The following is an 18,602-nucleotide window of genomic DNA, read 5'->3' on the forward strand; positions in this document are numbered from 1 at the left end:
GCCGAGCTCCTGCGCGGCTCGGCGGACGCGCTGCCGTTCCCGGACGGCTCCTTCGACGTCGTCGTGTCGAGCCTCATGTTCCACCACCTCGACGCCGCGACGAAGCGGGGGGCGCTCCGGGAGTGGCGTCGGTTGCTCGCGCCCGGGGGCGCCCTCGTCCTCGTGGACTTCGGCGCACCGCGGAGCGCGCTCCTGCGCGCCGTCTTCTGGCCCATCGGCCTCTTCGAGCACGTCGCGGACAACCTGCGAGGCCGGATCCCGGCGCTGCTCGAAGAGGCCGGCTTCGCGTGCAGGGAGGTCGGCCGGTACGGCGGCGTGGTCGCGGCGCTCGCGGCCACGCCTCGAGCGGGCACGGCGTCCGGAGCGCGTCCGCCTCGAAGCCCTGAGCCGAAAACCGATTCCGAGACGACACGGTGCAGGCAACGGGGCGCCAAATGCGAAGCATTCCATTTGGCTCCTCGACCAGTGGCTTCGACTCTGCGCCCATCCTCGAAGCCGCAGAACCCGTGGAGGCCTCGCGGAGAGGCCTGGGAGTCCTACGACGATTAGAAGTGCAGGTTCAGCATCCCTCCGAGGAGAATGCTGTTGTAGCTTCCCGAGATTCCAAATAGTGTCGTGTCACCAATTAGATACTTCGCTTCGGCTCCAAGGCTGACTCGAGGCGAGAGCCGCGCCGCAAGTCCTCCGCCGAGCGTCACGCCGAGAGAGGTATCGTCATCAGATGCGCTACCGGAGTAATAGCCCGATGCCTCGACTTTGCTGGAAATGAAATAGGCGCCTGCGCCTGCCAGTACATACAGATCCACCTTGTCTACTGGCGCGATGAGCTTGATAGTCGCCGCCATGTTGAAGGCGGAAATGTCCATGGACGCGCTCGTTCCCCCGGCGGAGGCTGAAGCCCCGATGGCGAAGTATCCAACCGATGCCTCCAGCGCGACATTCGGGATGATCCGGCGCCCGATAACGCCCTCGAACGCGAAACCCGTATCGAAGCCGTCCAGGTCGTCAGCTTTCGGAATGATGGCGCCGACTCGCGCTGCGACATAGCTACCATTCCCGACGGTTTCAGCGCCGGCTATCTTCTGCGCCCGTCCGTCTGGACCGGACATGTTGCCGGATTCCTGCGGAGCGGCTGACGCCTGGGCAACTGCAGCGATGGGGCTGACGAGAACAAGAGCCGCGACGAGAACCAGATTCTTCATTTGAGCCCTTCAGTGTTCCTGCGCCTTGAAAATGGCTCAGGACGGCTTGAACTGAACTTCGAGCACTTTACCTGATGTGTCATCGCTTCTGCTGACCCGAGAATCTGTGACGAAAGATTGCCGCACCCCACCCTGCCTCTAATAGGCTGAGTGAACAGCCTGGCTGCTGTTCATCGCCGCTGAGCGGGGCGCGCCGCAGCGGCGTGACGGACATCGCCCGGCGCCCCGCCGCCGGCCGAGGCCACGGCGGCGAGGGCGGGGGAGCGATCATCGGTCGAGCTTGAGGCCGTCGCGGTCGAGGACGCGTGGGAGGAGGTCCCGCTCGACGAGCGCGATATCGTGGTAGCGGGCGTTGACTCTTAGTCCATGATGGCCACCGTATCTGCTTTTCGGTGGGTGTCCACAACGGATCAAGCCCAGCTCGACGTGGGCTGCGGGACCGGCGCGCTGCTGGTCGCGCTCCGGCGCGAGGCGAAGCCGGCGCGCCTCGTGGGAGTCGATCCCGATCCGGACATGCTCGCGCAGGCCGAGCCCAAGCTCCGGGCGGCGGGCGTGGCGGCCGAGCTCCTGCGCGGCTCGGCGGACGCGCTGCCGTTCCCGGACGGCTCCTTCGACGTCGTCGTGTCGAGCCTCATGTTCCACCACCTCGACGCCGCGACGAAGCGGGGGGCGCTCCGGGAGTGGCGTCGGGTGCTCGCGCCCGGCGGCGCCCTCGTCCTCGTGGACTTCGGCGCACCGCGGAGCGCGCTCCTGCGCGCCGTCTTCTGGCCCCTCGGCCTCTTCGAGCACGTCGCGGACAACCTGCGAGGACGGATCCCGGCGCTGCTCGACGGGGCTGGCTTCGCGTGCAGGTAGGTCGGCCGGTACGGCGGCGTGGTCGCGGCGCTCGCGGCCACGCCTCGAGCGAGCACGGCGTCCGGCGCGCGGCCTCCGGATCACCCGCGGAGCGGAAGCTGAGCCGTCACGTGTTGCAACAGCGGGGCGGGCGCTGGTCGTCTTCAGGCCAAGCGCTCGAGAGGCGGTTCGCCGCGAGACCATCGCGCGCCGTTCAGGGCCGCGCGCACGCGAGGCCTGCCTCGGCGTCGCGCGTTACTCCCGCATGGCGCGGAACGCCTCCAGGTAGCTGTTCGGCGAGTGGTCGTCGATCGAGACAGGCAGGTGCATGTCGTGCAGCAGCGGGAACTGCTTGAAGAAGAAGGCGGCGAACGCGATCGGCACCGACAGGAGGGACATTGCCTGGGCGACCGCCTTGCGGCGCGGCGACCATCCGTCGAGGGAGCCGAGGAGCTCGTTCCCCGAGTGACTGAACCTCCCGGCGATCATGGGCGGCATCCTCGGGACCAGGTCGCGCTGGTAGACGTGACGGAAGTGAATGCCCCCGAAGGCGGCGTCGCAGCTCGCGGCGAACTCGTCGTCGCCCACCATGGGCTGGCCGTACGTGTAGACCCCCCGGATGAGCGGGCGCCACGTGGTGCACTCCGGGTCGGTGAAGATGCTGGCTGCCGCGAGGACCGCCATGGCGCCACCGAGGCTGTGTCCGGCGACGTACAGGGCCTCGAGACTTTGACCGCCGTCGCCGTCGACCGCGGCCGAGACGACGTCGTAGATGTCGCTCCAGAGCGCTCGCACGTTGCGCATGAACCCACCATGAGTGCGTCCCCTGCCGCGGAACCTCTTCGGCTCGACGTTCGCGTCGGTGAGCCAGTTGATCGCGTTCACCGGCTCGGTCCCGCGGAAGCACAGCACGCCGACTGGCCCGCTCTGGACGAAGAACACCGTCGCGACCACCAGCATCGCCTGGTTGGTGACCGACACCTGGAGGCACGAGTCGTCGTCCTCGATGATGCCGCGGTGGTGGAGGGCGTCTGCGAGGGTCTGCCCATCGGAGTAGGACCAGGCCGCGATGTCGTCCAGGACGTCCGCGGCATCCTCGCGGTAGTTCCGGCGCGCGTCCTTCAGGTCCGTGGAGATCTGCGCATCCCCCGCCTTCCACAGGTCCGACAGCTTCCCCGGACCGTTGCGAGAGGACAGGTCCTTCCCGGGTTGCGGGCGGAAGGTTGCGCGAATCTTCGCACCGGGGAACGCGCTGCCGCGGTTGCTGCCGACCGCGACCTCGATCTGCTCGATCGTCACCGCCCGCGCCAGGGGAGGGGAGCCCTGGTCCCGTTGCTGCGGCTGGCCGACGGTGACGGCGCGAGCCTCGGTTCCCGTGCGGTTCGAGCGCTTCGAGCGAGAGCGGCCGGCGACTTCACGAAGCTCCGCCTTCCTGGCCATGGGCACCTCGGGGGTTGCGAGTTCCAGCCAGTCTCGCGCTCGGCCTTCACACGGAGCGTGATTCGACGGGGCCCCTCTTGCTGGCGGCAGCGACCGGTACGCGACCGTCGGGGGAGTCGCGGCCATGGCGGCAGACGCCGAGGACGGGTCGCTCGAGATTCGTTGGCGTCCAAGGGTCGCGAGCAATGCGCGCCGGCTGGACGAGGGGGCATACCGGATCGTGGCGCACGCGACGGAGGTGCTCGGTGAGGCACCGCTCGCACGCAGCATCCTCCGCGGGTTCGTCGTGAAGCATGGCGGTGGGTGCACCAAGCCATCGCGCGCAGGTTCGAGCACTAAGGACGGCCAGCCGCCGAATTGGTCGTATTCGCCGGATCCGCATCTGGCTGGGGGCGCGTGACGAGACCTGAGAGGCCAAACTGACCTGCCCCCCGACTCTAGACGGCTATCGGTGTGAGCCCGGTTGAACTGCGAGCAAACTGCGCGGTCGCCACGCCCGCCCCTACGAGGAACGCGGCACCCTGCACGGTTGTCGCCTGCGCGTCGGCGAGAGCGACGCGTGCGCGAGCTAGATCTGCGCCGGGTGCTCCGTCTCGTTCGGGACCTGCATGCGCGGCTCGCCGGCCGCCATGAGCTCGCCGAACATGTGCCTCCATCTCCTTGCTATGGCCTCGCGGTCAACGCGATCCCGCCCGAGGTGGAGCGACGAGGCCACTCCCTCCGTTTGCGAGGAGGAGTCGCTTGTACTCCATCGAGTGCGTCTGCGGGCAACGCAACACGGCTTCCACGAACTCGTCGGGAGGCCTGTAGTCGTGGGCGTCGATGTAGTGAGCGATGAGCGATGGGGCGACGTAGAGGACGCCTGACCCCGGAACAAAGAGGTTCGAGGCTCCCATTTGCACGACAACATCGCCGTCGTGAATGACGTCCGGTCCACCGGAAAACTGGCAGAGGTCACAGCGGGCGACGCCCGCGGTCGCGATCGGCTGGAACGGGGAAACGAGCAGGACGCAGAGCTTGTCGAAAAATTCTCGACCCACGGCGCCAGTGCGGAACGGCTGCCCGCGCGCCAGCCACCCAACGGCGCGGAGTGCGCTCGGATCTCCCACCAGGAAATATTCGATGGGACCGAGGTCCGCGAACGCGATCATGACAGGGCGACTGTAGCACGCGCTGGCATCCCGGTTCGGCCGCTTCCCGTCCCGAAGCGCCGCTTCCACAGCCCCCGCCTGTTGCCGAGACCGAGCACCGGGACCGCCGATCCGGCAGGACAGCGGGGTCGCCACGCCCGCCCCTCCGAGGAACGCGGCACCGTGGACGGTTGTCGCGCCTCCGCGTCGGCGCGAGGGACGCGTGCGCGAGCTAGATCTGCGCCGGGTGGTCCGTCTCGTTCGGGACCTGCATGCGCGGCTCGCCAGCCGCCATGAGCTCGCCGAACATGTCTTCCATCTCCTTGCCGAGCTCCTCGAGCCGCTCCGCGCCGAGGAGCTTCCTCGCCGTCGGGAAGAGCTCCTTCTCCTCCTCCTCGACGTGGTGCTCCTTCTGCTCGCGCATCACCGACATCTTGGCCTCCGCCTCGTCGTCGATCTCCGAGAGGTCCACGAGGTCGGCGATGATCCGCTTCACGGAGAGGTGCTCCTCGACGGCCTCCCGCAGCTTCTCCTTGGTGCGCGCGTCCTTCGTCGCCGGGTAGAAGATCCTCTCCTCGATCGTCGCGTGCGCAGCGAGCAGGTCGCTGATCTCGCGGCAGAGCTGGAGCTTCTTCTTCGTACCTCCCGACGCCTCCTCGAAGTCGTCGAACAGGCGGTCGATCTCGCGGTGCTGCTCGGTCAGGAACTTGATCGCGTCCATGGCGTCTCCTCCTGCTGCGGCAACGGTAGGCATCCGCGCATGTTCCGCCGAGGTGAGAGGCGATGTCGCGAACGCACGAGGGCCCCGCTGCGATCCCGGACGACGCGGGAGCGCCGGCCCCCCTACGAACCGAGACAGCGGCCGAGGTGCGGTGGCCAACGCGCGAGGGGCCGGACCAGCGATTGGCGGACCAGCGATCGCATGGACGCAGCGATGCTCACGGATCGAGAGGACCGGGGACCCCGAAGCGGTCGCGTTCCAAAACGAACAGCGGTCGCCCTGCTGAGAAACGAACGATTCCGGGCACCGAGGCTCGACCCGGCGCAGGCGGCCGCGGGGTCCGGATCGCGTTCCGGGTCGGCGCGGGGGAGGGCGTGCCAGCGCGATGCTCGAGCGCGTTGAGGAGCGTGAGGCCGATCGCTACGATGCGCCGCCATGACGAACGCCGACCTGACCTGGAATCGGGCTTGCCTGGAAGAGGGAGGCGCTCAGCCCCGGGAGGGCGACGCGGCGCTCTTTGCCATGCTCCGCTTCCACGGTCTCGCGATGAATGGCGGGGTCTGCCACGCGGTCGAATGTCTGGCGCCTGCCGAGCTCGCTGAGGCGATTCATGGCTACGAGTTCTATGGGGTCATCGGAATCGTGCCCATCGTCGACGCAGCCCAGAACGTGCCAGCCGATGACGATGAGGCAGGTGAGCTCGAGCTACGGCTGGATGCCGAGTATGCGGCGACGGTCTCCGATGGTGACGCGGCGCTCGTCCATCGATGTCACGAACATTTCGCCGCCCATCCCGAGCAGTACGCGCCGTTGGACTAGGCTGTCGCGAGGCGCGGTAGGTGATCCACCAGGAGCGCCCAACCTGATCCACCCAGGGGCGGGGTAGCTGATCCATCCCGCAGCTCCCCACATCACGATGACGCAGCCGGAGGACAGCCCTTCGCCCGGTGGATGCGCGAACGCGGTTCGAGGCGAGTCCAGCGTGGTAGCGTCGGGTGATGTGGCTCCCGGATCGCGCCAAGCTCATCAAGGTGTCCCTTTCCTCGAACGGCGAGGACGTGGAAACACCGTGGGCCGAAGACAGCGGACCGGCCCCGGGACCTGCGGGAGCTCACTACGCTCGCCTCGGCAACGTTCCATTCCTTCACGCAAAGCCAACGTACGGAGACGTGATCGTCGTCGTCCCGGACGGCGAGGGGGTGCTCAGCTGGGACAGCGGCGGACTGCCGTACGAGCGCATCGGCGAGCGCATCATCGAGGATGGCGGCCGGTGGGTGATGGTGCTCGACTACGTGCTCTTGGAGGTCGGCGGCGACGCGCAGCAGGCCTTCAGCGCGCTGGACATCGCCGGCGAGAGGCGTGACATCGCCGTCGAGGGTTGCTACGGACCGAAGTCCGAAAGACCCGGGCGTGCGTATCTTGCCGTGCCCAATCACCTCGGCGCCGACGCTGTCTTGGCCTACCTCGAAGGCCAGCGCCTGCCGATGACGCTGTCTCTCGTGCATCCGGTCGACGACGAGGGTGAGTAGCCTCGTAGCTGCCGACTCGTAACCAGCCCGATGCTGGGTCCAAGACCCCGTGCACGCGGAGGCGCAGCGCCTGCCGAGTCATCACAACCCGCCGTAGAACCTCCCGAACGTGCGTGCCAGCATCACGGACATCAAGAGAGCCCCCGCCCCCGTGACGATGACGTGCCGCCAGCGCCGCAGCTCGAACGTCCCCACCTTGGCCACCAGCAGGTAGCCGACGACGAGGTTGGCGAAGCCCCAGAGGACGTTCACGAGCGCGGAGGACAGCCCTTCGCCCGGTGGATGCGCGAACGGACTTTGGAACGGGTGCCCGGAATGCCGTTCACGTAGTGCGGCACCGCGTTCGCCAGGAACGCGCCGCCGAAGAAGTACGCGAGGTCGTGGTACCAGCGCATGGGTTCCTCCCGGTCAAGGGCTGCCGCGGGGGTTCTGCGCGACGATGTTCGAGCGCATCATGGCGCTGGACGGTAGCACGCGGCCGACGCTCGTCCAGAGCGACACGCAGAGCCCTCGCATCTGCCGCGCAGACGCCCCTGTACTGGAACCCGTGGTCGGTGCGCAGCTCGACGCCCAGCGGCACGCGCTTCGGCTCCACGATCGCGAAGAGCTCGTCGAAGCCGGCGCGCCTCGTGGGAGTCGATCCCGATCCGGACATGCTCGCGCAGGCCGAACCGAAGCTCCGGGCGGCGGGCGTGGCGGCCGAGATCCTGCGCGGCTCGGCGGACGCGCTGCCGTTCCCGGACGGCTCCCTCGACGTCGTCCGTGTCGAGCCTCATGTTCCACCACCGCGACGCGGCGACGAAGCGGGGGGGCGCTCCGGGAGTGGCGTCGGGGCCGGGGAGTGGGTCGCGCATTTCCCCGAGCCGCGTCCAAGGCGTGGTGCCTCGCGCCGGTGCGGCAACAGCCCACACCGCTTTCCTCGGTTCGGCGCGCGCAGGATGCTCTTCGGAGGTAACGCCATGCGGTTCATCAAGGCGCTTGTTGGAGTGCTCGCGCTCGCGGGCGGAGGGCTCGCCCTCGCGCACGACCCAGCGCAGGACCATGACCACGGGGACTGCGGCTGCTGCTGCGACCACGAAGATCACCACGCTCGCCACCACTCCTCGAAGAACGCGTCGTCGAAGGGCGCGTCGTCGCAGAAGAAGGCGCAGGAGAAGGCCCCGGCGCCGGCGGATCAGAACGCTCCGCCGGCACCGGCCGAGAAGCCCGCGCCGGCGAACCCGAAGTAGACGGGCGGGCGCGAGCCGCTCGCCGTCTGCCACCGGGCAGCGTCGGTCACGCTTCGGGGTGCTCAGAGCGTGACGCGGCGCACGCGCAACCGCCGCCCCCGCAGCTCGTCTCGCCCTGCGCGTCGGGGGCGAGCGCGGCGGAGGCCATGTCGTCCTCGCACCCGCACCCCTCGCCACGCCATGCCTCCATCCCTTCGCGGGCGATGTACACGGTCATTCCCAGCGCGGCCACCGGGTCGGCCCACCACCACCCGAGGGCCGCGTTCAGGCCGATCCCGCCGAGCGTGATGATGGAGAGCCAGAAGCATGCGGTGGTCTGGAAGGCGTCGGTCTCCAGCGCGCGGCTCCCGAGCCGCTTCGCCGCACGACGTTTCGCGCGCGCGAGCCACTGCATCGCGACGATGGATACGGCGGTGAGCACGATGCCAACGACGCTCGGTCGCGGTTCTTCCCGAGCCCAGAGCGCCGACGCTCCGTCGAACGCGACGTAGGCGGCGAGGAGGAACAGCGACGCACCGACGAGCTTGTGAGCGCGCGCGTCGAGACGCTCCACGGCCTCGTGGTCGGCCCCGCGCCGCTCCGCGAGAAGCCTCCAGACGAGGACGCCGCCCGACGCGCTCTCCACGAAGCTGTCGATGCCGAAGCCGAGCAGGGCGACGCTGCCCGCGAGGATGGCGGCCGTGACTGCAACGACGCCCTCGACGATGTTCCAGCCGATGGTCAGGTACTCCAGGCGTAACGCCTGCGCCACTGCGCGCTTGCGGTCGTCGTTCACGTTGTTGTGTCGTCGAGCGGGAGCCCGGCTCCTTCGTCGATGCCGTTGAAAGGCGTCCGTCCTGGCTATGACGATGTAGGACAGCCGTCAAGGTGGGCCCCTTCGCGATCAAGCCCGGGGGGCTACGGACGCCCGCCCCGGCGGGAGAAGGGACCTGCCCTCCGACCACGCCGCGACGGCGCGCGCCGCCCACGTCGTGCACGTTGATCGCGCCCGTCATCGAGCGGTGCAGGCGGTCTTTACTCTCGGGCGGTGGAGCGCGGTGATCGGGCTGGCCTGCCAGTGCGCGTCGGGCATGGATCCCGGCCCTCGGGCTCGAGGCGGGGGCCGAAACCGGCGAGAGGATGGCGGTGGATCACGAAGCTACGCGGGAGCCAACGGCTACTTGTCGCGGTACGTGATGCGGCCGCGCGTCAGGTCGTACGGCGACAGCTCCACCTTCACGCGGTCGCCGGTGATGATGCGGATGTGGAACCGCTTCATCTTTCCCGACGGATACGCCAGCACGACCGGTCCCTGATCCAGCTTCACGCGGTACATGCCGCCGCTCGACTCCTCGATGCGGCCCTGCACCTCGATGCCTGCTTCCTTCTCGCTCAATCGCTCTCCTGTTCGGGTTCAGTTCACGCCGTGAAATCGCCCACGGTGTAGGCCGGTGTCGAAGTGCAAGGCGCCTCCAACACCCAACTCCTCGAGATCGGGCCCTTCGGTAACACGGCCTTGCTACCGATTGCCTCCGGAACGAAAAAGCTCCCGAGAAGCGGGAGCTTGGAGTGGAGGCGCCGGGAATCGAACCCGGGTCCGAAAGACTTCCAGTGAATGGCCCTACGCGCGTAGCCCGGAGTGTTTACGTGAGCGGCAACCTCCGGACCTGCAACCGTTCACGTCCTCGCCCTTTGATCTCGACCTCGGCAAGGCGGCTCGCCTCCCGCCAAGGTCCAGCCGGAGCTGACGTCCACACCCGGTACCCGGCGCTTCCGGGGGAACGCGTGGCCTTTAGTTAGGCCGCGAGAGCCATGGGCTCGTTCGCGTTTCTGCTTGGTCCCGTTTTTACGTGGCCTCGTGACCAACCACGGCGCGCACCAGACGCCTTCCGTCCTCCGTCGAAACCAGTTCGCCCCCTGGCGAACCACGACCCCTAGATAACGCGGCCCAGGGGCCGGTCAAGCGACGACGGCGCGACTGTAGCACAGGTGCGGGGTGGGCGAGCGGGGTGGGAAGGGGCGGGGGATCGCTCGCCTGGGGGCAGCGAGGCCGAGGGCCGCACCGGTGGCCTGGCGAGCGCTCGGCCTTCGACCCCGCGGCCCTCCGCTCAGGCGGAACGGTTCGGTCGGGACGAGCAGCGAGGCAGGGGCGGCAGGGGCGGCAGGGACGGCAGGGGCGGCAGGGCGGCAGGCGGCAGGCGGCAGGCGGCAGGAGCGGCAGGGGCAGGGGCAGGGACGGCAGGCGGCAGGGGCGGCAGGGGGCGGCAGCCGGCCGTCACGCCTTCGGCAGCGCGACGCAGAACACGGCGCCGCCGCCGGGGTTGTCCTCGATCCAGATCCGCCCGCCGTGGAGGTCCACGATCCGACGGGCGATGGCGAGCCCGAGCCCGCTCCCCTTCACGCCCTCCTTCGCGAGCCGCTCGAACCGGGTGAAGACGCGCTCCTTGTCGGCGTCGGGGATCCCCTCGCCCGAGTCGGCCACGGAGACCTGCCAGCGATCGCCCTGGTCCCGGATCGCGACCTCGATGGTGCCGCCGGGCGGCCCGTACTTGATCGCGTTCGACACGAGGTTCGTGAAGACGAGCGCGACGATCGGGTTCGCCCGCGCCGGGTACGCCGCGCCGCCGGGCGGCAGGACGAGGTGCGCGGGCCGCTCCGCGAGCGGGACGTCGAGCTCGGTCGGGAGCGTCGCCAGGAGGGCGCCGAGATCGATCCTCCCGAACTCGATCTGCGTCGCCGCGGACAGCTTCGCGTACGTCGCGGCGGCCTCGATCATCTCGGTGAGCCGCCCGCAGCTCCGCCTCGCCGAGGCGAGCAGCTTCGCGTCGGGCAGGGTGCCGGCGGTGTGCCGCTGGAGCGTGTCGAGGGAGAGCTGCACCGCCGAGGCGGGGCCGAGCAGGTCGTGGCGCAGGATGTCCGCGAACAGGTCCTTCAGCCGGGTCGCCTCCTCGAGCTGCTCCGCGTACCGCCTCAGCTCCTGCTCCGCGCGCCGGCGCTCGGAGAGGTCCCGGATCACCCCGACGGAAGCGGTGGGGGCGCCGTGCCGGTCGCGGACGATCGACGTGGTGAGCCAGATCGGGAACGTCCCGCCGCTCTTGTGCTTCACCTCGAGCTCGCCGGCCCAGCTCCCGGTCCGCTGCAGCGCCGGGAGGATCAGCCTGCCCGCGATCGTCGGGTCGGCGTTCATCTCGCCGACGTTGTGGCCGAGGAGGTCCGCGGGGGAGAAGCCGTAGATCGTCTGCACCGCGGGGTTCGAGTAGCCGATGCGCCCGTGGAGGTCGGCGATCTGGATGCCGTCCGGCGCGGCCTCGAGCGCGGACGACAGGAGGCGCATCCGCGCGGTGGCCTGCCGGACCCGATAGAGGAGCGCCACGAGCGCGGTGACGAGGAGCCTGACCCCGATCTCGAGGGCGGTGGGGTGCAGCAGCCGATCGAGGAAATCGTAACCGCCCGAGAGGGCCGCGCCGATGGCGGCGTCGAGCACCCAGTAGAGCGGGAACGCGATCGCCGCGACCCGCAGGACGGCGCGCATTCGTGCCGCACGGGACTCGCTCACGAGCGCCGCGATCGGGTCGGACATGACTCCGTCGCCCCCCTTGGCGACGAGACGGCCAAGGAAAACGAGCCTAGGGGGCGGAGGGGGGGGTGGTCAAGCAACCGGGGCGCCGCGCGCCCGCTCGGTCGCCGTCAGCGCTCGCGCTCAGACCGGGAAGACGAAATCTTCCGCGGCGAGGGGCGGCAGGGGGTCGCTTCCGTCGAGCAGCGCCGCCACGTCGCGCGATGGCGTCGTCGGACGGGGCGCGGCGGTGCGGTCGGGCACCTCGGGGATGTTCACGAGCGACGTGCTCACGAACCCGAGGGCCCATGCCACGTCCCACTCTTCCTCACGTACCCATTCCTCGAGCTTCACTTTCTCCTCCGAACATCTGGCGAACCAGGGATCATTCGCAAAACCGTGCCGAACCGCGCCGAACCGTCGGGTTCCAACCACCGCTCGGCGAGGGTGAATCTAGTCGGCTTCTTCGTATGACGGAAATGCATTATTCTCATTCCGACCATAACCATCGGACATGGAGCTTCTCGTGGACATCACGGCGCTCAGGTACTTCGTCGAGGTCGCGCGGAAGGAGGGGTTCACCCGCGCGAGCGAGTCGCTGCACGTCACGCAGCCGGCGATCAGCAAGATGGTGAAGGCGCTCGAGGAGGAGCTCGGGACGCCCTTGCTCGAGCGCGAGCGGCGTCGCGTGCGGCTCACGGACGCCGGCCGGATCGTCTTCGAGCGCGCCCAGGGCGTCCTCGACGCGCTCCGGCTCATCGAGGAGGAGGTGGTGGAGCACGCGGGCCTCCGGCGCGGCCGCCTGCGGATCGGGATCCCCCCCATCGTCGGCGTGGTCTTCTTCCCGACCTTGCTCGCCGCCTTCCACCGCGCCTACCCGGGCATCACCCTCGAGGTCCGGGAGGAGGGCTCGCACCAGATCGAGTCCCTCGTCATGGGCGGGGAGCTCGACACCGGCGCGATCGTGCTCCCCACCGACGAGAAGGCGTTCGGAACCATGCCGTTCGTGCATGACGAGCTGCGCGCGGCCCTGCATGAGAGTCATCCGCTCTCGTCCCGGCGCACCCTCTCGCTCCGCGAGCTCCAGGACACGCCGTTCGTCCTCTACCGCCCGGAGTTCGCGCTCCACGACCACATCATCGACGCCTGCCGCCGGTCGGGCTTCATGCCGACCATCGTGAGCGAGAGCTCGCACTGGGACTTCATCGTCGCGGCGGTCGCGGCGAACCTCGGGGTCGCCCTCCTGCCGACCACCATCTGCCAGAAGCTCGATCGGAAGGTCCGGGCCATCCGCCTGACCGAGCCCATCCCCTGGAACGTCGCGATGATCTGGCGGCGCGACCGCCACGTCTCCCCGGCGACGCGGGCCTGGCTCGATCTCGCGCGCCGCCGGCTCCTCGTCGGAGAGAAGGGCCCGGCGGGCATCGCGCCGCGCGCACGCGCGCAGAGCGGCACCTGACGGCGGGGCGTCGCGCGCTGCGGTGACCGGAGCGGGTGGCTAGGGCTCGCCCGCCCGCAGCGCGATAACCGGGAGCCCTTCAGGGCCCGCCCTGTGCGGCGGCGCGAGGACGGGCCGCGCCGGCTGGCGCGCGGTCGCGTGCTCCGGGGGAGACGGAGCGGCCCGGCGCTCGGCGCGGATCTCGGCGAGCCGCCGATCGAGGCGGGGGAGCACCTCCTCCTCGGTGTAGCGGATGAAGTGCTCGCCGATGATCGCGAGGGTGATCGCGCGGGGCAACGCGCCCGGGCCGCGCCGGAGCCCGAGGCCGACGAGGCGCCAGAAGTAGCGGCGGCGCGGCCCGACGATCCCGAGCCGCCAGATCGCCCGCCGGAGCGCGGCGAGGGTGCCGGGCCGGAACGACCCGGACCGCGGCGGCGACAGCGCGAGGTGCCGCGCGCAGCGGTCGAAGTAGGCCTCCGGCGAGAACAGCCCGGCGAGGAGCGCGCGGTAGCCCGCGACGAGGGCCTCGTCACCCATGGTGGTCTCGAAGTTGGGCCGATCGAACTGGTCGCCGGTCGTCGCCGAGCGGAGCCGCCCCTCGCGCTCGAGCCGCCGCCAGAGCTGGGTGCCGGGGAGCGCGGTGAGGACGCCGACCATGGCGCGCGGGATGGGCAGGGCGGCGACGAACGCGCGCTGCCGCTCGAGCGCCGCCGCGTCGTCGCCGTCGAACCCGACGATGAAGCCGGCGAAGACCTCGAGCCCGGCGCGCGTCAGCTTCTCGATGGCCGCCGCCGGGTCGATTCGCAGGTTTTGCCGCTTGCCGGTCCGCGCGAGCGTGTCCGGGTCCGGCGTCTCGAGCCCGACGAACACCGCCGAGAACCCGGCGTCCACCATCGCGGCGGCGAGCGCGTCCTCGGTGGCGAGGTCGAGGCTCGCCTCGGTGTACAGGTCGAACGGCGTGCCGCTCGCCCGCTGCCACGCGGCGAGCTCGGGGAGGAGCCGCGCCGCCGCGCGGCGGTTCCCGATGAAGTTGTCGTCCACGATGAACAGCGGGCCGCGGGCGCCGAGCCGGCGCAGCGCCTCGAGCTCGGCGAGGACCTGGGCGGGCGCCTTCACCCTCGGCGAGCGCCCGAAGATCTCGATGATGTCGCAGAACTCGCAGCGGAACGGGCAGCCCCGCGAGACCTGGATGGCGTAGGTGGCGTAGCGATCGAGCGCGAGGAGGTCGAACCGCGGCACGCGGCAGAGCGCGAGGTCCGGCCGCTCCTCGCCCGCCGGGGTGAGGTCCCGCGGTCCGGTCCCGGCCTCGAGCGCGGCGACGAGCACCCCGAGCCGCCCCTCGGCCTCTCCGCGGAAGAGGTGCGTCGCCTCGGGGAACGCCTCCGGGCTGGTGGTCGCCGCGGGGCCGCCCAGCACCGAGGGCCTCCCGAGGGCCCGGGCACGGGACAGCACCTCGCGGATCGAGCCGGCCTGGACGAGCATGCCGGTCACGAGCACCGCGTCCGCCCAGCGCAGGTCGGCGTCGTCGAGCGGCGCGAGGTGCAGGTCGCGGACGCGAAGCTCCCACGTGGCCGGGAGGTGAGCGGCGAGCGTGGCGAGCCCGAGGGGCGGCAGGATCGCGCCCTTGTCGATGAAGGAGAGGCTGTGCTGGTGACCCCAGTACGTCGGGGGCGAGGCAGGCTGGATGAGGACCGCGCGCATGCCTCGCTCAGTAGGCGCGGCACGGTCACGCGATCGTCACGGCCGACCCGGCTCCGGCGGGGCGACCCCGAGGTCCGACCTCCCGGCAGGTGTGGACATCGTGCGCTGCAGGAAGAACGCGTAGTAGAGCATCCCGCGCCAGGGGCCGAGCTGCGCCTCGAGCTCGGGGCCGCGCGGGATGCGCCCGAGCAGCCGCGCCGCCGCGACGTCGCCGGGCGGGAACACGTCGAGCCGACCGAAGCCGCGGAGCGCGAGCAGCGCCGCGGACCACGGGCCGATCCCGGGGATCTCCCGGAGCCGGGCCACGAGCGCGACCGTGGGCATCGCCTCGAGCGCCTCCCCGTCGAGCGCGCCGTCGTGGATCGCGCGGCAGGCCCCCTGGAGCGCCCGGGCCTTGGCCCCCGAGAGGCCGGCGGCCCGCAGCACCGCGACGGGTGCGCCGGCGAGGTCCGCCGCGGAGGGGAACGGCCAGGCCTCCACGTCGTCGAGCCGGACGGGGGCGGAGAGGGCGAGCACGATCCGGCGCAGCGCGGCGACCCCGGCCGCGAGGCTCACCTGCTGGAACGGGATCACCGAGGCGAGCGCCTCGTGGAGCGCGAGGAAGCGCGGCGGGCGCACGCCGGCCATCGCGCGCGCGAGCGGCGCCAGGGCCGGGATCGCGGCCGCGCGCCGGAAGAAGGGAGCGAGCTCGACGTCGAGGCCGAGGGTCCGCCTGAGCAGGCTCACCCAGGGGGCCACCTCGCCGACGGCGCCGAACAGCTCCAGCTCGAGCCCGTCGGCCTCCGGACGCGTGCGGGCGATCCAGCCGGCGGGCCCTCGCGGCCCGAGGAACGCGCGGACGTAGCGGCCGCCGTCCAGCACCTCGACCGGATGGGCCGGCAGCCGCTGGAGCAGCCGGACGGTGAGCTCGAGCCGGAACGGCGCCGCGACCGGGACGCGGACGCGGGTGCCCTGCCGGAGCGAGCGCGAGGCGGAGGGCGTGCGGGGGATGGGCACGTCGCTGCAGATAGCGGCCCGGACCGGTCCGCGCCGTGAACGCGCGGCAGGCCGCGTCACCATCCGCGCGCGGGCTGTACCCGGCGAGACGGTTGCAACGCGCGCCGGCCTGCCACACTAGAGGATCGTCCCGAGAAAGGCGCGCGGATGCAGCCAGCGACGACGCACGCGAGGGCCTCCGCCCCGGGCGGCTCGGCCGCGCTCGCGCGGCGCTTCGCCGACGCGATCGGCGCGCGCAACGTGGTGAGCGATCCGGCGGAGCTGCTGGTGTACGAGTGCGACGGCCTCACGCACGGCCGGACGCGCCCGGAGCTGGTGCTGCTGCCGGGGAGCGCCGAGGAGGTCCAGGCGGTGGTGCGGATCGCCGCCGCCGCGGGGGTGCCGCTCGTGCCGCGCGGCGCGGGCACCGGGCTCTCCGGCGGCGCGCGGCCGAGCGCCGGCTCGGCGGTGCTCTCCCTCGCGCGGATGCGGCGCATCCTCGAGATCGACCTCGAGGACGGCTGGGTCCGCGTCGAGCCGGGCGTGATCAACCTCGACGTCACGCGGGCGGTCTCGGGCAAGGGCTGGTACTACGCGCCCGATCCGTCCTCGCAGACCGTCTGCTCGATCGGCGGCAACGTCGCGGAGAACTCCGGCGGCGCGCACTGCCTCAAGTACGGCTTCACGACCCACCACGTCCTCGCCGCGCGGGTGGTCCTCTCCGACGGCAGCCTGGTCGAGGTGGGCGGGCCGGCGCCGGACGCGCCCGGGTACGACCTCCTCGCCGCGCTGGTGGGGAGCGAGGGGCTGTGCGGGATCGTGGTCGAGGCGACGCTGCGCCTGCTCCGCAAGCCGGAGGCGACCCGCACCTTCTTCGCGACGTTCCCCTCGACCGACGAGGCGGGGAACGCGGTGTCGGGGATCATCGCCGCGGGGATCCTGCCCGCCGCGATCGAGATGATGGACCGGCTCGCCATCGAGGCGGCCAAGGCTGCGACCGGGCTCGACTGGCCGGACGTCGGCGCGGTCCTGCTCATGGACGCGGACGGCACGAAGGCGGAGGTCGAGCACGTCGCCGCGCGCGCCGTGGAGATCGCCCGCGCCGCGGGCGCGCTCGAGATCCGGCTGCCCCGCGACGAGGCGGAGCGGCAGCTCATGTGGAAGGGGCGCAAGAGCGCCTTCGCCGCGGTGGGGCGGATCAGCCCGAGCTACCTCGTGGAGGACGGCGTGATCCCCCGCTCGGAGATCGCGCGGGTGCTCCGCGAGATCGAGGCGCTCGCCCGGGCGGAGGGGATCCGCGTGGCGAACGTCTTCCACGCCGGCGACGGGAACCTCCACCCGCTCGTGCTCTACGACGCGGCGGTCCCCGGCGAGGAGGAGCGCGCGGCGCGGCTCGGCGGCGAGATCCTGCGGCTGTGCATCCGCTCCGGCGGCTCGATCACCGGCGAGCACGGCGTCGGCGCGGAGAAGGTCGCGTACATGGCGGAGCAGTTCCGCCCCGAGGATCTCGACACGATGGCCAAGGTCCGCTGCGCGTTCGATCCGGCCGCGCTCCTCAACCCCGGCAAGGTCCTCCCCACGCCCCGGCTGTGCGGCGAGCGCCCCGGGCCCTACCGCCCGCACCCGGCCGAGGTGGCGGGCCTGGCGGAGCGCTGGTGATCGAGACCGCTCCCACTCCCGCCCCGGGCGAGGGGCTCGCCGGCTTCCCGGCGCGGCTCGCCTTCGAGCCCGCCTCCGTCGAGGAGGCCGCCGCCGCGCTGCGCGCCCTGGCCGGCGAGGGGCTCGCGGTGGTGTTCGTCGGCGGCGGCACCGACCTCGGGCTGGGCGGCACGCCGGAGCGGCTCGACGCGGTCCTCCTCACCCGGCGGCTCGCGGGCGTGAAGGAGCACGCGCCCGCCGACCAGATCGTGCACGTCGAGGCGGGGATCACCCTCGCCGCGCTCCAGCGCCATCTCGCGCCGCACGGCCAGCGGCTCGCGCTCGACCCGCCCGCGCCGGAGCGCGCCACCCTCGGCGGGCTGCTCGCGGCGAACGGCTTCGGGCCGCGGCGGACGCGCTTCGGGACGCTCCGCGACCTCGTCATCGGGATCACCGTGGTGCGGGCCGACGGGGCCATCGCGCGGGGCGGCGGCAAGGTGGTGAAGAACGTGGCCGGGTTCGACCTGCCGCGCCTCTTCTGCGGCTCGCTCGGGACGCTCGGGCTCGTCGCCGAGGTGATCCTGCGGCTGCACCCGCTGCCCGAGGCGAGCGAGACGGTCGCGGTCGCCGGGCTCGACGCGGCCGAGGTCCGGGCGATCTCGCGCGCCGCGGCGGCGTCGTACCTCGAGCCGACCGCGGCCGTCGCGCTCCCGGAGGGCGACGGGCTCCGCCTGCTGCTGCGGTTCGAGGGGTTCGGGCCGGGCGTCCGGGACCAGGCGAACCGGTGCGCCACCCTCGTCGCCCAGGACGGCCGCCGGCCGGAGCGGCTGGCCGGCGCGGACGAGGCGGCGGCCTGGGCGCGGCACGACGCGCTCCGGACCGCGGGCGACGTGCGGCTGAAGGCGTGCTTCGTCCCGGCGGCGCTCGCCGTCGCGGCCGAGGCGCTCCGGCCGGCGGTCGCGGTGCTGGGCGGCGGGGCGCTGCTGTTCTACCCGACGCTCGGGATCGCCTGGGTCTCCGGCGCGCTGGACGCCGAGGCGGCGGCGCCGCTGGCGCGTGCGGTCGAGAGGGCGCGCGACGCGCTCCGGGCCGGCCACGGCTCGGTGGTGCTCGCCGCCGCGCCGCCGGTGCTCCGGGCGCGGCTCGACCCGTGGGGAGCGGCCCCGGACGCGATCGCGGTGATGCGGCGGCTGAAGCGCGAGCTCGATCCCGACGGACGGCTCGCGCCCG

The 18,602-nt window shown here is 71.6% G+C and carries 20 protein-coding genes and 1 other RNA gene; 8 read left to right on the forward strand and 13 right to left on the reverse strand.

Annotated elements, in window-relative coordinates; translation table 11 throughout:
• Nucleotides 1–549, forward strand: a 549-nt coding sequence (locus MNZ27_RS19575; protein ID WP_242395779.1) for a class I SAM-dependent methyltransferase, incomplete at its 5' end; no start/stop codon positions are given.
• Here MNZ27_RS19575 and MNZ27_RS19580 read toward each other — a convergent pair.
• Nucleotides 546–1,202, reverse strand: a complete 657-nt coding sequence (locus MNZ27_RS19580) for an outer membrane protein (protein WP_242393229.1) — start codon at nucleotides 1,200–1,202, stop codon at nucleotides 546–548. The genes MNZ27_RS19575 and MNZ27_RS19580 overlap by 4 nt on opposite strands.
• Nucleotides 1,203–1,598: 396 nt before the next feature.
• Here MNZ27_RS19580 and MNZ27_RS19585 point away from each other — a divergent pair, with 396 nt between their 5' ends.
• The gene (locus MNZ27_RS19585) at nucleotides 1,599–2,057 is read left to right on the forward strand and encodes a class I SAM-dependent methyltransferase (protein ID WP_242395780.1); all 459 of its coding nucleotides are present in this window, start codon (nucleotides 1,599–1,601) and stop codon (nucleotides 2,055–2,057) included.
• 234 nt (nucleotides 2,058–2,291) lie between these two features.
• Here the strand turns inward: MNZ27_RS19585 and MNZ27_RS19590 are convergent, their stop codons facing one another.
• The 3 genes from MNZ27_RS19590 to MNZ27_RS19600 form a co-directional block, all read right to left on the reverse strand.
• Nucleotides 2,292–3,476, reverse strand: a complete 1,185-nt coding sequence (locus tag MNZ27_RS19590) for a lipase family protein (protein WP_242393231.1) — start codon at nucleotides 3,474–3,476, stop codon at nucleotides 2,292–2,294.
• Nucleotides 3,477–4,153: 677 nt separating this feature from the next.
• Complete coding sequence (locus MNZ27_RS19595) at nucleotides 4,154–4,627, reverse strand: DUF7919 family protein (RefSeq protein WP_242393232.1); 474 nt, start codon at nucleotides 4,625–4,627, stop codon at nucleotides 4,154–4,156.
• Nucleotides 4,628–4,838: 211 nt separating this feature from the next.
• Complete coding sequence (locus MNZ27_RS19600; RefSeq protein WP_242393233.1) at nucleotides 4,839–5,327, reverse strand: hemerythrin domain-containing protein; 489 nt, start codon at nucleotides 5,325–5,327, stop codon at nucleotides 4,839–4,841.
• Between the two features lie 435 nt (nucleotides 5,328–5,762).
• Here MNZ27_RS19600 and MNZ27_RS19605 point away from each other — a divergent pair, with 435 nt between their 5' ends.
• Together MNZ27_RS19605 and MNZ27_RS19610 are read left to right on the forward strand one after the other, a co-directional pair.
• On the forward strand, nucleotides 5,763–6,146 hold the full coding sequence (locus tag MNZ27_RS19605) for a hypothetical protein (RefSeq protein WP_242393234.1): 384 nt from the start codon (nucleotides 5,763–5,765) through the stop codon (nucleotides 6,144–6,146).
• A 350-nt stretch (nucleotides 6,147–6,496) separates the two neighbouring features.
• On the forward strand, nucleotides 6,497–6,856 hold the full coding sequence (locus tag MNZ27_RS19610) for a hypothetical protein (protein ID WP_242393235.1): 360 nt from the start codon (nucleotides 6,497–6,499) through the stop codon (nucleotides 6,854–6,856).
• 81 nt (nucleotides 6,857–6,937) lie between these two features.
• Here the strand turns inward: MNZ27_RS19610 and MNZ27_RS19615 are convergent, their stop codons facing one another.
• Together MNZ27_RS19615 and MNZ27_RS19620 are read right to left on the reverse strand one after the other, a co-directional pair.
• Nucleotides 6,938–7,108, reverse strand: coding sequence for a hypothetical protein (locus MNZ27_RS19615; protein ID WP_242393236.1), 171 nt, complete (start codon nucleotides 7,106–7,108; stop codon nucleotides 6,938–6,940).
• The gene (locus MNZ27_RS19620; RefSeq protein ID WP_242393237.1) at nucleotides 7,105–7,251 is read right to left on the reverse strand and encodes a hypothetical protein; all 147 of its coding nucleotides are present in this window, start codon (nucleotides 7,249–7,251) and stop codon (nucleotides 7,105–7,107) included. The genes MNZ27_RS19615 and MNZ27_RS19620 overlap by 4 nt, the downstream gene beginning before the upstream one ends.
• A gap of 159 nt (nucleotides 7,252–7,410) precedes the next feature.
• Here MNZ27_RS19620 and MNZ27_RS19625 point away from each other — a divergent pair, with 159 nt between their 5' ends.
• Nucleotides 7,411–8,085 carry a class I SAM-dependent methyltransferase gene (locus MNZ27_RS19625; RefSeq protein WP_242393238.1) on the forward strand — a complete coding sequence of 225 codons (675 nt, stop codon included), beginning with the start codon at nucleotides 7,411–7,413 and terminating at the stop codon, nucleotides 8,083–8,085.
• 46 nt (nucleotides 8,086–8,131) lie between these two features.
• Here MNZ27_RS19625 and MNZ27_RS19630 read toward each other — a convergent pair whose 3' ends face one another.
• The 5 genes from MNZ27_RS19630 to MNZ27_RS19650 form a co-directional block, all read right to left on the reverse strand.
• Nucleotides 8,132–8,860 (reverse strand): cation diffusion facilitator family transporter, encoded by a 729-nt coding sequence (locus MNZ27_RS19630; RefSeq protein WP_242393239.1) that lies wholly within the window; start codon nucleotides 8,858–8,860, stop codon nucleotides 8,132–8,134.
• A 381-nt stretch (nucleotides 8,861–9,241) separates the two neighbouring features.
• Nucleotides 9,242–9,460, reverse strand: a complete 219-nt coding sequence (gene infA / locus MNZ27_RS19635; protein ID WP_242343790.1) for a translation initiation factor IF-1 — start codon at nucleotides 9,458–9,460, stop codon at nucleotides 9,242–9,244.
• 171 nt (nucleotides 9,461–9,631) lie between these two features.
• Nucleotides 9,632–9,982, reverse strand: a transfer-messenger RNA (tmRNA) gene (gene ssrA / locus MNZ27_RS19640).
• 357 nt (nucleotides 9,983–10,339) lie between these two features.
• Nucleotides 10,340–11,644 (reverse strand): PAS domain-containing sensor histidine kinase, encoded by a 1,305-nt coding sequence (locus MNZ27_RS19645; RefSeq protein WP_242395781.1) that lies wholly within the window; start codon nucleotides 11,642–11,644, stop codon nucleotides 10,340–10,342.
• Nucleotides 11,645–11,764: 120 nt separating this feature from the next.
• On the reverse strand, nucleotides 11,765–11,974 hold the full coding sequence (locus MNZ27_RS19650) for a hypothetical protein (protein WP_242395782.1): 210 nt from the start codon (nucleotides 11,972–11,974) through the stop codon (nucleotides 11,765–11,767).
• A gap of 160 nt (nucleotides 11,975–12,134) precedes the next feature.
• Here MNZ27_RS19650 and MNZ27_RS19655 point away from each other — a divergent pair, with 160 nt between their 5' ends.
• Nucleotides 12,135–13,079 carry a LysR family transcriptional regulator gene (locus tag MNZ27_RS19655; RefSeq protein WP_242395783.1) on the forward strand — a complete coding sequence of 315 codons (945 nt, stop codon included), beginning with the start codon at nucleotides 12,135–12,137 and terminating at the stop codon, nucleotides 13,077–13,079.
• 39 nt (nucleotides 13,080–13,118) lie between these two features.
• Here the strand turns inward: MNZ27_RS19655 and MNZ27_RS19660 are convergent, their stop codons facing one another.
• Both MNZ27_RS19660 and MNZ27_RS24095 read right to left on the reverse strand, forming a co-directional pair.
• Nucleotides 13,119–14,759: a B12-binding domain-containing radical SAM protein gene (locus MNZ27_RS19660; RefSeq protein WP_242395784.1), complete on the reverse strand. Its 1,641-nt coding sequence runs from the start codon at nucleotides 14,757–14,759 to the stop codon at nucleotides 13,119–13,121.
• A 36-nt stretch (nucleotides 14,760–14,795) separates the two neighbouring features.
• A complete protein-coding gene (locus tag MNZ27_RS24095; protein ID WP_242395785.1) occupies nucleotides 14,796–15,755 on the reverse strand; it encodes a DNA-3-methyladenine glycosylase family protein in 960 nt (319 codons plus the stop codon).
• Between the two features lie 147 nt (nucleotides 15,756–15,902).
• Here MNZ27_RS24095 and MNZ27_RS19670 point away from each other — a divergent pair, with 147 nt between their 5' ends.
• Both MNZ27_RS19670 and MNZ27_RS19675 read left to right on the forward strand, forming a co-directional pair.
• A complete protein-coding gene (locus tag MNZ27_RS19670) occupies nucleotides 15,903–17,393 on the forward strand; it encodes an FAD-linked oxidase C-terminal domain-containing protein (protein ID WP_242395786.1) in 1,491 nt (496 codons plus the stop codon).
• Nucleotides 17,390–18,602, forward strand: a 1,213-nt coding sequence (locus tag MNZ27_RS19675) for an FAD-binding oxidoreductase (protein WP_242395787.1), incomplete at its 3' end; no start/stop codon positions are given. The genes MNZ27_RS19670 and MNZ27_RS19675, both read left to right, overlap by 4 nt.

It is taken from the genome of Anaeromyxobacter oryzisoli (assembly GCF_022690765.1).
Lineage (GTDB): Bacteria > Myxococcota > Myxococcia > Myxococcales > Anaeromyxobacteraceae > Anaeromyxobacter > Anaeromyxobacter oryzisoli.